The organism is Micromonospora sp. NPDC049497 (assembly GCF_044465805.1).
GTDB lineage: Bacteria > Actinomycetota > Actinomycetes > Mycobacteriales > Micromonosporaceae > Micromonospora.
The window spans coordinates 107,640-119,894 of sequence record NZ_JBITMC010000019.1; the positions used below are offsets into that span (position 1 = coordinate 107,640).

The 12,255-nt window shown below is 72.0% G+C and carries 14 protein-coding genes, 1 tRNA gene and 2 pseudogenes; 10 read left to right on the top strand and 7 right to left on the bottom strand.

The features are described from left to right. Positions 1-141 precede the first annotated feature (141 nt). Positions 142-1,158: a hypothetical protein gene (locus ACIBR0_RS23480; protein ID WP_396719037.1), complete on the top strand. Its 1,017-nt coding sequence runs from the start codon at positions 142-144 to the stop codon at positions 1,156-1,158. Between the two features lie 203 nt (positions 1,159-1,361). Here ACIBR0_RS23480 and ACIBR0_RS23485 read toward each other — a convergent pair whose 3' ends face one another. After that, positions 1,362-1,724 carry a YciI family protein gene (locus ACIBR0_RS23485; RefSeq protein WP_334483554.1) on the bottom strand — a complete coding sequence of 121 codons (363 nt, stop codon included), beginning with the start codon at positions 1,722-1,724 and terminating at the stop codon, positions 1,362-1,364. Positions 1,725-1,848: 124 nt separating this feature from the next. Then, on the bottom strand, positions 1,849-2,274 hold the full coding sequence (locus ACIBR0_RS23490) for a hypothetical protein (RefSeq protein WP_396719039.1): 426 nt from the start codon (positions 2,272-2,274) through the stop codon (positions 1,849-1,851). 213 nt (positions 2,275-2,487) lie between these two features. Between ACIBR0_RS23490 and ACIBR0_RS23495 the strand changes: the two are divergent. The 7 genes and pseudogenes from ACIBR0_RS23495 to ACIBR0_RS23525 all read left to right on the top strand — a co-directional run. Beyond that, a pseudogene (locus ACIBR0_RS23495) lies at positions 2,488-2,691 on the top strand (carbohydrate-binding protein); the annotation flags it as partial. A 305-nt stretch (positions 2,692-2,996) separates the two neighbouring features. Next, positions 2,997-3,072 (top strand) — tRNA-Arg (locus ACIBR0_RS23500). Between the two features lie 306 nt (positions 3,073-3,378). Beyond that, positions 3,379-4,113, top strand: a complete 735-nt coding sequence (locus ACIBR0_RS23505) for a hypothetical protein (RefSeq protein WP_396719041.1) — start codon at positions 3,379-3,381, stop codon at positions 4,111-4,113. Between the two features lie 101 nt (positions 4,114-4,214). Then, on the top strand, positions 4,215-4,538 hold the full coding sequence (locus tag ACIBR0_RS23510) for a hypothetical protein (protein WP_396719043.1): 324 nt from the start codon (positions 4,215-4,217) through the stop codon (positions 4,536-4,538). 16 nt (positions 4,539-4,554) lie between these two features. Beyond that, positions 4,555-5,370, top strand: a complete 816-nt coding sequence (locus ACIBR0_RS23515; RefSeq protein WP_396719045.1) for a hypothetical protein — start codon at positions 4,555-4,557, stop codon at positions 5,368-5,370. Then, positions 5,370-5,918, top strand: a complete 549-nt coding sequence (locus ACIBR0_RS23520; RefSeq protein ID WP_357027910.1) for a hypothetical protein — start codon at positions 5,370-5,372, stop codon at positions 5,916-5,918. Before ACIBR0_RS23515 ends, ACIBR0_RS23520 begins: the two co-directional genes overlap by 1 nt. Positions 5,919-5,935: 17 nt before the next feature. Further along, complete coding sequence (locus ACIBR0_RS23525; RefSeq protein WP_396719047.1) at positions 5,936-6,907, top strand: zinc-binding dehydrogenase; 972 nt, start codon at positions 5,936-5,938, stop codon at positions 6,905-6,907. Here the strand turns inward: ACIBR0_RS23525 and ACIBR0_RS23530 are convergent. Together ACIBR0_RS23530 and ACIBR0_RS23535 are read right to left on the bottom strand one after the other, a co-directional pair. Continuing rightward, on the bottom strand, positions 6,897-7,571 hold the full coding sequence (locus tag ACIBR0_RS23530) for a class I SAM-dependent DNA methyltransferase (protein ID WP_396719049.1): 675 nt from the start codon (positions 7,569-7,571) through the stop codon (positions 6,897-6,899). The genes ACIBR0_RS23525 and ACIBR0_RS23530 overlap by 11 nt on opposite strands. Before the next feature lie 103 nt (positions 7,572-7,674). Beyond that, a complete protein-coding gene (locus tag ACIBR0_RS23535; RefSeq protein ID WP_396719051.1) occupies positions 7,675-8,523 on the bottom strand; it encodes an SDR family oxidoreductase in 849 nt (282 codons plus the stop codon). Between the two features lie 149 nt (positions 8,524-8,672). Between ACIBR0_RS23535 and ACIBR0_RS23540 the strand changes: the two genes are divergently transcribed. Continuing rightward, complete coding sequence (locus ACIBR0_RS23540; protein ID WP_357027922.1) at positions 8,673-9,044, top strand: helix-turn-helix domain-containing protein; 372 nt, start codon at positions 8,673-8,675, stop codon at positions 9,042-9,044. A 324-nt stretch (positions 9,045-9,368) separates the two neighbouring features. Here ACIBR0_RS23540 and ACIBR0_RS23545 read toward each other — a convergent pair whose 3' ends face one another. Then, complete coding sequence (locus ACIBR0_RS23545; RefSeq protein WP_396719054.1) at positions 9,369-9,968, bottom strand: ClpP family protease; 600 nt, start codon at positions 9,966-9,968, stop codon at positions 9,369-9,371. A gap of 133 nt (positions 9,969-10,101) precedes the next feature. Beyond that, positions 10,102-10,635, bottom strand: a complete 534-nt coding sequence (locus ACIBR0_RS23550; protein WP_396719056.1) for a helix-turn-helix domain-containing protein — start codon at positions 10,633-10,635, stop codon at positions 10,102-10,104. A 165-nt stretch (positions 10,636-10,800) separates the two neighbouring features. Between ACIBR0_RS23550 and ACIBR0_RS23555 the strand changes: the two genes are divergently transcribed. Continuing rightward, positions 10,801-11,820: a potassium channel family protein gene (locus ACIBR0_RS23555; protein WP_396719058.1), complete on the top strand. Its 1,020-nt coding sequence runs from the start codon at positions 10,801-10,803 to the stop codon at positions 11,818-11,820. 141 nt (positions 11,821-11,961) lie between these two features. Here ACIBR0_RS23555 and ACIBR0_RS23560 read toward each other — a convergent pair. After that, positions 11,962-12,255, bottom strand: a pseudogene (locus ACIBR0_RS23560) (2-oxoacid:ferredoxin oxidoreductase subunit beta); the annotation flags it as partial.

The window sequence follows — 12,255 nt, forward strand, 5'->3', positions numbered from 1 at the left end:
TACCGTGACGCCGGGTCGGCGGCATGTTGGGGCGTTGGGCGGCGCCTGAGACGCGAGCACGATCGCCGGCCGTCGGTCACTAGCGTGAGCCGGGTGATCCGAGGAAGGCGCGGCGTGGAAGCTCCCGCTAGGCTCGCGCCGGTGATGACCCGGACAACCCCTGCACGGCCTCTGGATCTCAGTGAATTGTTCTCCGGCGTTAACGCGTTTGCGCGAACCGCGACGCGGCTGCATCCGCGGCCCGGCGACCCCGACGTAGGAGGAAGCCACGTCGGCGGGAGGTTGTTGTGGCCCGCCGATGAGCCGTGGCCGGTCTGCGCAGGGCCGCACGTTGTTCGCCAGGAGACCGCGATTGCGCCGGATCTCGTCGCCCGGATGCAGGCGGGAGACCGGGCCGCGATGCAGCAGCTGGCTCGGGACGTTCCCGGCTTCGCCGGAACGATGACCACGGACCAGGGCTCGGTCGCGATCGGCTCCGTGACCGTGTCCGAGCCGACGCCGAGCCCGATGGTGGCGGTGGCCCAGTTGCACGCCGCCGATGTTGCGGATCTGCGCTGTCCCGATGACGCCGATCTGTTGCAGGTGCTGTGGTGCCCGAATCAGCACCGCGACGGGGACTATGCGGGACCGGCAGTCCAACTGCGGTGGCGCACGGCTAGCGGCGTCACGACCATGCTACCCACCCCGCCGCCGCCCACTGTCGCTCGCGAGGAGGACTATCTGCCCCGTCCGTGCGCTCTACACCCAGAACAGGTCGTCGAGTATCCCTGGTGGCAGGAGCTACCGGCGGAGTTGGGCCAACGGATCCGGCAGTGGGACGACAGCCGTCAGTTTGGTGAGGAGACCTACTTCTCCGTGTCACAAGCGCCGGGGTGGAAGGTCGGCGGATACGCAAACTGGGAGGTGTCCGATGTGCGGCCGATGGACTGCCCTAACTGCCGCCAGCGCATCGACCTGCTGCTCACCATCAGCTCCAGCGAATCCGACGGTGGGAGCTGGATGCCGGTGGAGGAATCCCACCTGCAGCCGTCGTGGACCGACCCCCAGTGGAGGGCCGTCAACGAGCCAACCGGTATCACGGTCGGCCGCCGCGGCGACCTTCGGATCTTCGCCTGCTTCAAGTGCCCTGCAACGCCATACAGGCTAAACCTGCAGTGACCAGCCCGGACCGACGCCGTCTCCTCGCCAGCGAGCGACCCGCGGCAGATGAGTACGGCGAAGCGCTTTCGTCGGCCGGCTCCGGGGGCGGCACTTTTCTGGCCGCCCCCGTGTCTGGTCAAATCCTTGCCGATGCCGCAGCAGCGACGTCGCCCCGGTGCCGGCCACGCCTCGGCTCAAGCCTCAGCCGACGAGTGACGATCTCATCCCTGCAAGACGCGCCGCGGCTTGAACCGGCGAACCTCCTGGGGCCAGCCGCATGCCTCCGCGATTTTGCCAGCCCACATCCGGGCGGTCGCCTCATCCGGCACGTCCACGATGGTCAGGCCACCCAGGAACTCCTTGCTCTCGACATAGGGCCCGTCGGTGAAGACCATCGCACCGCTTGTGGCGTCTGCGCTGAAGACCGGGCCGTCCTCTTCCTCCAGGCCCCCGGCGAAGACGAATGCCCCGGCGGCCTTGATCTCGTCAACAACCGCCCTGGCGAGTGGACCGCGCCCGCGGAACCACTCCTCGGTGTGGTCACCCACCCACTGCTGATTGAAGTAGATGAGGTACTCAGGCATATCCGCTCCCTCTGATCGTCCGGACCCGACGTCCGTCTCTGCATACGCTACGAACGGCATCCGGCAGATCCGACACTCTCCAGCTTGATTTCTGTCAACCGGTCAACCGACGCACTCACATCGGCTACTTCTGTTGGGTGATCGTGGCGGCTGAGATTTCGCCGCTCTGCATGTTCCCGGTCACCACGACGGTGTCGCCGGCCTGGAGGTCCTTGAGCGCGCCGGGCAGCCGGACCTGCGTACCGTCGTCGGTCTGCACGGTGACCACCTCGCCGGACTCGCGCCGGATCTTCATGACGGTTCCGTCGATGTCGGTGACGGTGCCGGTGGTGGCCGGGGTGGCGGTGGCTGCCGGGGGAGCGGCGCCACCGCCACGGGCACCGCCGCCGCGGGCCCCACCGGCGGGTCCGTCGACCGCCGCCCCGCGCCCCGTCGGCGCGGGGTAGAGCCGCTCGAAGACCCGTACGGCCTGGTCGGCGGGCAGGCCCGGCCCGTCGTCGGTCACCTCCAGCACCGCGGCCGGCGTTGCGGCGGGCAGCGGGTCTCCCACGCCGTGACGGGCGGCGGTCCGGCCGGTATATGGCGCAGTCGCCCGGCGCGGACCGTGACGCGGGCCTGCGGCGGCGTGTGCTGCAGGGCGTTGTCCGCCGGTGCCGACGGACGCAGCATCGGGTACGTCACCGACGGCTCCTCGGTCACCTACGAGGTGGGCATCACCGCCACCGGGCGCCACCGGGTGACTTTCCGCTAGGCATCGGCGGCGGCAGGCGGCCGGATCAGCGTCAAGCAGGGCCGGACGCAGGTCGGTGCCACGACCGCCACCGGCACCGGTGGCTGGACGGCCTGGCGTACCGCCACCGCCGACGTCGACCTCAAGGCCGGCACGAAGCAGCGTCTCACCCTCACCTTCGAGGGCGACGGCGACTACCTGCTCAACCTGGACCTTTTCGACATGGTCCGGCGCTGACGGCAACGCGCACCAGGTGTTCCGCCCGGCAGGACCCGGTCGGGCGGAACGCCGCCGCTGCCGAGAACAAATCTGGCACATCGTGTCCGGGTTACCAGCCGGCGCTGGCGGCAGGGTGAGGTTGCCGCCGACGCGACCCTGCCCCGCCGGCCGCTCCACCCTGCCCATCAAGACCCATCGGAGTCACATGGAGACTCGGGGTGTGGTCCTAGGCTGAGAGAACGGGGGTGCGGATGACGTGAGTGAACGTGGGCCACTCCCTGCCACCCCAGGTGAACCCCAAGGTCGCTAGACTGGGCCCTCGCGCCCTCGTAGCTCAGGGGATAGAGCATCGGTTTCCTAAACCGTGTGTCGCAGGTTCGAATCCTGCCGGGGGCACCAGGTCACAGCCTTGATCACCGATCACTCTTCCGCCTTCGAGGCTTCCGGGTCCGCGGCGTACCCGATCGCTTCGCCCCTTTGCCCCGCTCGCGTCCCGGTGCGGGACGGCCTCCGCATCCCGTCCCTCGACCGCCCGGGCGTAGTGGCGGATCGTCAGGCTGGCGCGCCACCCGGAGTCCTACCCGGCTCGTGTGAGTGGCCCGCACGGAATCTGGCCGGGTGAGCCGGAAGAAGCCGCCGCACGGGTTCACCCAGGGAGCCCGGAGCCGATACCGTGCGGGGTCGAGAGGTGACACGGGGGGACATGTGCGACAGGGTGGCGACTTCGACGTGGACGTGGTGAAAGCCCTCCAGCGCGACGCGACCGCACTCGCCGGCGAGTTCGTGGCGTTGATGGGGCGGGTCCGGGACTCCGTCGGAGCCGATGGCGCGGCCATTGTGGAGCTGGACCGCGCCGGGCTGGTGTCCGGTGTGGAGCTGGCGCCGGACTGGCGTACCACGGTGGGACCACAGGGGCTGCCGGAGACGGTCCTGGCCGCCGTCCGGCAGGCCATGGTGGCCCGCGCGTCCGCCGAGGCGGTCGTCGCCGTCGGCGACCCGGTCGACGGCGGAAAGGGTACGGGTGACGGGGTTCCGGGTGATCCCGGCTCGCCGGAGTCGGTCGGCAATCTGCGGGACCTGCTGGCGGTGCTCGATCGCTTTGACGCCGAGCTCGCTTCTGCCGCCGACGCAGAGCCGGTGGAGGGGACGGCCGAGGTGCCGCCCGTGCCGGAGGTGGCGGGCAGCAGCCCGAACGGCACCGTCACGGCCCGCATGACCGAGGACGGGTCCCCGGTCGCCATCGAGGTCGACCCGGACTGGTTGCACGCGGCGTCGGACGAGCGGATCGGCCGGGCGCTGCGGGACGCGCTGTACGACGCCCAGCGGCAGACGTCCCCGCCGTCGGGCGGCGCCGACGACGCCTCGACCGCCACCGTTGAGCTGCACCGGCTGACCGCGCGTCCGGAGGTGCTGCTCCGCAAGATCGGGCTGATCCGCTGACCGCACACCGGCGACCCACGCCGACGAGGGCAGCCCACAGCCAACACGAAGAGACACGACAGAAGGCCGAACACCGAGGACGAGACGGGAAGACGGTACGGATGACCACACCAACAGGGGAGCAGTTGGTCGCCTCGATCGAGGCGCTGCACACCGACGCCGGTCGCTGGTACGAGATGGCCGACCAGTTGGAGGCGGCCGCGGAGGACGCCGCCGGGCTGGTGCTGAGCACGTTCCACTTCTCGGGCCTGGGGCACCTGCTCGGCATCGACGGGTTGTACGAGGAGTTCCAGCAGGCCGTCGTCGCTCTGCTCCGGCAGGGTGCCACGAACTTCGAGAGTGTCGGTGGCGCGTTGCGGGCCGCCGCGGAGGGCTATCAGCAGGACGAGGTGGACAACCTTCACCGACTCCGGAACATCTACTGACACCGAGGCGGCAGGAATGTCCTTTCCCGTACCCACCGCGCCGATCGCCATGGGGATCCAGGAGTTCCAGGAACTCGTCGACCGGGTCGAGCGCTACATGGCCCAGGTCGAGAAGAACGTGCAGCGCCTGTTCGACAACTGCAACCGGGCCGTCCTCCTGCTGCCGGGCTTCCTCGCCGAGGAGATCCCGCCCCGCCTGGAGCGGCTCCGGGACCTGACCCGGCGGTTGTTCATGGAGATGATCAAGGTGACCGCCAACCCGGGCTGGCCACCGGCGATCCTCTCGGCGTCGGACGACTGGACCTCCCGCGTCGGTGGCCCGGTCAGCGGGCTGGCCGCCCGGCTGACGCCTGACCAGATGCGCAGCGACAACAAGTGGGAGGGCGCGGCCGCCGACGCGTACGCGGAGATGCTGCCCACCCAGAAGGCGGCCGTCGAGGGCATCAAGCAGATGACCGACGTGCTCGGCAGCAGCCTGACGAAGATCGGCTGGGGCATCATCGCGCTGTGGGCCGGTCTCGCCATCGCCACGGCCGCGTTCGTGGCCGAACTCGTCGCCGAGGTGGGAGCCGCCGCGACCGTGGTGGGTGCCCCGCCGGCCGCCGGGGCCGCGGCGCTCTCCACCGCCAAGGTCGTCGCGCTCGTCGGCGCCACCATCACGGCCTTCCTGACCTACGTGGCGCTCACCGCCGACTCGTTGAGCACCATGCGGCAGAAGCTCGCCGGCCACGAGGCGTACCCGGGAGGGGCCTGGCCGCGCTCCACCACGAGCGACATCGAGGACGGCAGCCTCTCCGACGGCGACGGGACCGACTGGCGGATGAAGCTCTGATGAGTCACCCGTACCCGGGCACGCAACCGGCCGGCGGTCCCCTCGCGCCGGCCGCGATGGCCGCACTCCGCCGCATGTTCGTTCTCTTCGCGGTCCTGAACGGCGTGTTGCTACTGGGCGCGACCGGTGTCCTCGTGCTGTCGGTCTCGTCGGCGGCGGGCGGGCGGCGCTTCGTCCTGCCGGCGGTGCCGGGCAGCCTCGGCGCGGTGGTGGCACTCGGCGTGACGACGCTGGCCGCGGTGGTCGCCGCCGGGGCCTGCCGACCCGGGGGGCTGGACGGCAACCTGCTCGGCGTGGCCCGCCGCCTCGGTCTGGCCGCGCAGGTCGTCGCCGTCATGGCGGCCCTGTTCGCCGTCGGTGCGGGTGCGATCCTCGCGGCCGGCGAATCGTCGGCGCTCGCGATCGGGTTCGGCGTCGGGGTCCCGACCGCGCTGGTCGCCTTCCTGGCCGGCACGGTCCGCCGGTCCGCCACGCGAGCCGCCGGTCCCGACCAGGACCGGCCCGGCGACGGGGCCGCACGCGGAACCCTTGACCTCGACCGAGGTTGAGGTTGTCGGATGGTCGCATGCGCGCGATCCGGCTCCACGAATTCGGCCCTGCGACCAACCTGGTCCTCGACGAGCTGCCCGACCTCGCACCCGGCCCGGGCCAGGTGCGCGTCGCCGTCGAGGCCAGCGGGGTGCACCTGCTCGACACCACCCTGCGTCGGGGCGAGGCGGGCGGCCCGATCCCGTTGCCGGAGCTGCCTACCGTTCCGGGCCGCGAGGTCGCGGGTGTCGTCGACGAACTGGGTGCGGGCGTCGATGAGTCGTGGCGCGGCGAGCGGGTGGTGGCGCACCTCGGCATGGTCCCCGGCGGGTACGCCGAGCAGGCGGTGACCGACGTCGGGACGCTGATCCGCGTACCCGGGACTCTGAGCTTCGCCCAGGCGGTGGCCGCGGTCGGCACGGGCCGGACCGCCCTCGGCGTCGTGGAGCTGGAGCGGCCGACGCCGGACGACGTGGTCTTCGTGCCCTCGGCGGCGGGCGGCGTGGGCTGGCTGCTGGTCCAGGCCGCACGGCACGCCGGCGCCACGGTGGTGGCGGCGGCGCGTGGCGCCGACCGCACCGCGAAGGTACGCGACCTCGGCGCCGACCTGGTGGTGGACTACGGGCTGCCGGACTGGCCGGACCGGGTACGCGAGCACAGCGGCGGGCCGACCCTCGTGTGGGACGGCGTGGGTGGCGCGGTCGGACGGGCCGCGCTGGAGCTGCTGCGGCCCGGCGGCCGGTTCATGATGTTCGGCTGGTCCTCCGGCGAGGCGACCGCGGTCGGTACGGCCGACCTGGTCGGCCGGGGGATCACCGCCGGCTGGCTGGGGCAGCGGATGCGCGCCCTGCCCGGCGGCATCCCCGGGCTCGCCGGCCGCTCGGTCGAGCTGGCCGGGCGTGGCTGGTGGCGGCCACTGGTGACGACCTACCCCCTGGCCGACGCGGCGACCGCCCACGCGGACCTGGAAGGCCGTCGGGCCCCCGGCAAGGTGGTGCTCACGACGTGACGGTGGCGGCTCGGCCCGCGTCGGTGGGCTTGCGGGCGAGAAGGTACGCCTGCGGCGTCTGCTCGGTGTGCGTCGGGTGGGCCTCCGGCTCCCGGACCAGCCGGACCCGGACCGGCAGGCCGGCCCGGGCGAGCAGATCGGCGACCGCGTCGGGGCGGCGCCGGTGAAAGGTGAGCGCGACAGGGGCGCCGAACATCGCCGCCGGGCGGTGCGGTTCGTCGCCGACCTGGAAGGCGAGCGCGAGGTGACCACCCGGGACCAGCACCCGGTGGAACTCGGCGAGGACCGCCGGCAGGACGTCGTCCGGGACGTGGATCACCGAGTACCAGGCCACGACCCCGCCGAGGCTGGCGTCGGGCACGTCGAGGGCGGTCATCGAGCCCTCGGCGAACCGCAGCTCCGGGTACGCGCGTCGAGCGGTGGCCACCATGCCCGGCGAAAGGTCGACGCCGGAGACGTCCAGTCCCCGCTGGTCCAGGTACGCGGTGACCCGGCCCGGACCGCAGCCCACGTCCAGCACCGGCCCCCGGACGATCCGGGCGTACGCGTCGAGGAAGGCGCCGTCCCACAGGTTGTCCGCCAACTCCTCGCCGAACAGTTCGGTGTACGGCTCGGCGACGGCGTCGTAGGCGGCCCGGGTGTCGCGCACGAAGTCCTCGGTCATGCGACCGGACGGTACCGGTGCACCGGGTGCCGGACCGCAGCGCCTGTTAAGAAGGGCCCCCTGTACAACGCGAGGCGTTAACGGGGGGCCCTTCCTTTCGCCGTCAGAGGGCGGCGCGGATCGCCTCGGCCAGGGTGGTCGGCTTCCGGCCGATCAGCCGCTCCAGGTCGTTGCCGGCCACCTCCAGCTCACCGGCGGCGGCGCCCCGGTCCCCGTCGGCGAGCACGGCCGCGAACGGCTCGGGCATGCCCGTGCCGACCAGCACCTCGACGTACTTCTCCACCGGCAGGTCGGTGTAGGTGACGTCCTTCCCGGTCTGCCGGGACAGCTCGCCCGCCAGCTCGGCCATGGTGAACGGGGCGCCGCCCAGCTCGTAGACCTTCCCGGCGTGGCCCTCGGTGGTGAGGACCGCGGCGGCGGCCTCGGCGTAGTCGGCGCGGCCGGCGGCGCTGATCCGGCCGTCCCCGGCCGCGCCGATCACGCCGTGCTCCAGGTACGTGGGGATCTGCGGCAGGTAGTTCTCGAAGTACCAGCTGTTGCGCAGGAAGACGTACGGCAGGCCGGACGCTTCGATCTCCTGCTCGGTGGCGCGGTGCTCGACGGCGAGGGTGAGGCTGGAGGTGTCGGCCTTCGGAATGCTGGTGTAGGCGACCAGTTCGACGCCGGCGTCCTTGGCGGCGGCGACCACGGTGCGGGCCTGCGCGACCCGCTGGCCCAGCTCGGTGCCGGAGACGAACATGAGCTTCTCCGCACCGGCGAACGCGGCGCGCAGCGAGTCGGCGTCGTTGTAGTCCGCCTGTCGGACGGTGACCCCACGGTCGGCGAGGTCGGCGAGGCGGCTGGTGTCCCGGCCGAGCGCCACGATCTGCTCGGCGGGGACACCCCGGTCGAGCAGCGAGGTGACGATGAGGCGGCCCAGGTGGCCGGTGGCTCCGGTGACGACGACGGACATGGCGCAACTCCCGGTGCGTGCGGTGGGGCTGCGGTGACGCGGCCCCGGGGCGGGTCTGACGACAGCTCCAACCGGAACACCTCCGCCTCACTTCCCGTTGGAGAGTAGGCACCTTGAAGTGCGTAGGGCACCTGAGGGAGAGTAAACACGTGGAACCCGACCTCTACGACCGAAAGTGCGGAAGCCGGCAGGTCCTGGACCGCATCGGTGACCGGTGGAGCGTGCTGGTCGTGCTCACCCTGGCCGGCGGCACCAAGCGCTACGGCGAGCTGGCCCAGCGCATCGACGGGGTGAGCCAGAAGATGCTCACCCAGACCCTGCGGGCCCTGGAACGGGACGGCCTCGTCACCCGCACCGCGCACGCCACCGTGCCGCCCCGGGTCGACTACGCCCTCACCGACCTGGGCCGGAGCCTGCTCGACCTGCTCTCCGGCCTGAGGTCCTGGGCCACCACCCATCTGGACGAGGTGGAGGCCGCCCGGGCCCGCTACGACGCGGGCGCTTCGAGCGGGCGGATGTAACGAATTTCGGTCGTAATGCGCTGCGCCGGCAGCGCGCGCGGTTCCCATTTCCCGGGAATAGGCTCCGATGTATCGACGGTCGGCGCACATCCCGGCCGTCGCGTGCCGGGGATCGGACGCGATCGAGGGGGCGCGTCCGACTCGGCGCGAGCGTGCGGGAGTTCCCGGACGAGTTCGACGAGCTGCCCCGACCGTCCTGCCGGTCGGCCCGCCCGGGCTTGCGGGCCGTCGGATGGGACGGGACGCGACGGCGGCCGGCGGGACCATCGCCGGCCGCCGTCGCGCGTCATCCGGACGGCCGCCCCGTGCCGGCCGCCGGTCGGCTCAGCTCGACGGCAACTGCTCGGCCCGCGCGAGCACCTGGTCGATCAGGCCGTACTCGCGGGCCTGCTCGGCGGTGAACCACCGGTCCCGGTCCCAGTCCCGCTGGATCTCCTCGAGCGTCCGTCCACTGTGCTGGGCGATCAGCTCCTGCATGGTGTGCTTGACGTGCAGCATGTTCTCCGCCTGGATGGTGATGTCGGCGGCCGTGCCGCCCATCCCGCCGGACGGCTGGTGCATCATGATCCGCGAGTGCGGCAGTGCGTACCGCTTGCCGGCGGCGCCCGCGCACAGCAGGAACTGCCCCATCGAGCCGGCGAACCCGAGCGCCAGGGTGGCCACGTCGTTGCGGACGTACCGCATGGTGTCGTAGACGGCCATCCCCGCGCTCACCGAGCCGCCCGGTGAGTTGATGTAGAGGAAGATGTCCCGGTCGGGGTCTTCGGCCGCGAGCAGCAGGATCTGCGCGCAGATCTGGTTGGCCGACTCGTCGGTCACCTCGGTGCCGAGGAAGACGATCCGTTCCTTCAGCAGCCGCTCGAAGACCTGGTCGCCGAAGGTCGGCTGGCCACTGTCCAGCATGCGTACGCCATTGCTGATCATCGTTCGCCTCCCGTGCCGGCGGGCGACACTGGGACGCGCCCCGGTACCGGCCCCTCCAGCGTGCGGCGGCCGGGCCGCGCGGCCCGCATGATTCTGCCGGCGGCAGATCCGCCGACGGCAGAACCGGCCGGCCTCAGACGGCGGTCGGCCGCCGTCGGCCCGCCACGCTCTCCCCGCCCACCAGCACGGCGGAGGTACGCGGGCCGGCGTACCCGAGTCGGAGGGAGGTGGACGGTCGGCGGCGCGAGGCGTCGGGGCGGCTCGGACCACCCGGCACGCCGACGCGCGCGACCGGCCCCGTGCCACCCGGGCCCCGCTGCAGCAGCGGCCCGGTGCGGTGGCGGGTCGGCACGGTCGCCGGACGGCGTGCGACCGGCACCCGGGCCGGCTCGGCGCGGGTCAGGTCGGCCCGGGGTGCGGCCGGGATGCGCGGCTCGACGCGGCGCAGGTCGTCCCGGGCCTCTTCCAGCAGGTCGGAGAGGCGGATGCCGAGCGCCCGGCAGATCGCCGCGAGCACCTCGGAGGAGGCCTCCTTGCGGCCCCGCTCGACCTCGGACAGGTACGGCACCGAAACCCCGGCGGCCGCGGCCACCTCGCGCAGCGTGCGGCCCTGCCGCTGCCGCAGCCGGCGCAGCACCCCGCCGATCACTCGTCGCAGCAACGACATGCCGGCCTCGCTTCCCCGGTCGCCGGACGGACAACCCCCATCATGCCCGCTGAGCCGTTCTCACGCCGCCCGCCCTCCCGGTCCGACGACCCCGGCGTGCGGTTCTGCGCGTACCGGCTATCTTGTGGTCGTGCAGCCGACAGCGGAGCCCGGGCAGGTGCGACGGTGATCCATTTCCCGGCCCAGCGGCGCGGCCCGCTGAGTGCGCTGAGCCTGCGCCTCGCCGCCGCCCTCGGCCTGGTGTTCCTCAGCGTCGCGGTGGTGTACTTCGACCGGGACGGCTACCGCGACGCCTACGGCGAGGATCCGCTGACCCTCCTCGACTGCTTCTACTACGTCGTGGTGTCGCTCTCCACCACCGGGTACGGCGACATCACCCCGGTCAGCGAGACGGCGCGGCTGGTCAACGTCCTCTACATCACCCCGGCCCGGGTGATCTTCCTGATCATCCTGGTCGGTACCACCCTCGAAGTCCTGACCGAGCAGTACCGGACCGGCCGACGCCTGAACCGGTGGGAGAAGATCGTGAAGGATCACGTCATCATCTGCGGCTACGGCACCAAGGGCCGCAGTGCGGTCTCCGCCCTGCTGGAGAACGGCTTGGACAAGTCCCGGATCGTGGTGGTCGAGCGCAGCGGTCCCGCCCTGCGGCAGGCCACCTCGGCGGGGCTCGTGGCGATCGAGGGGTCGGCGACCCGCTCGGTGGTGCTCAACCAGGCGCACGTACGGTCCGCGAAGGCGGTCATCATCGCGACCGACAGCGACGACGCGTCGGTACTGGTGGCGTTGACCGTCCGCCAGCTGACCGCCGGTCAGGTGCGGATCATCGCCGCGGCGCGGGAGGCGGAGAACGCTCCGCTGCTCAAGCAGAGCGGCGCCCACCACGTGATCGTCTCGTCGGCCACCGCCGGCCGGCTGCTGGGCCTGTCCACGTCGGCGCCGCCGCTGATCGATGTCGTGGAGGACCTGCTCACCCCCGGGCAGGGCATGGCGCTGGCGATGCGCTCGGCGGAGCGCAGCGAGGTCGGCAAGTCCCCCCGCGAGCTGGAGACCCTGGTGATCGCCCTGGTCCGCCGGGGCAAGGTGGTCACCCTGGCCGACCGGGCGGGCGCCGTCATCGAGACCGGCGACATGCTCGTGCACGTCCGTGACGACCGCCCCACCGCCAGCGCGACCGCCCCCTGACCGACCCCCTCCATCGTGCGCCGGCGCTGCCGCCCCGCCGGCGCTGCCGCCCCGCAGTTACAGAGAAAGAGTGGCCATCTCGACGAGAATGGCCACTCTTTCTCTGTAACTGCTGACTGCACCGGGGTGCGGCGGCGTCCGTCAGACGATTGTCCAGGTGTCGCCGCTGTTGAGGAGGCCGGCGAGTTGCTGTTCGGGGGTTTCGGTGACGGTGGCTCGGGCGGTGGTGAGTTGTTCCTGCACGGTGCTGTCGTAGGAGGGGCGGTCGACGGAGCGGAACACGCCGATGGGGGTGTTGCGTAGATCGGGGCCGGGCAGGCGGGACAGCGCGAAGGCGTAGGCGGGGTCGTTGACGGTGGCGTCGTGTACGACGATGTCCCCGGCGGGGGTGGAGGTGGTGTCCTGGACTTCCAGGCCGAAGCCGCCGGGTGGGTG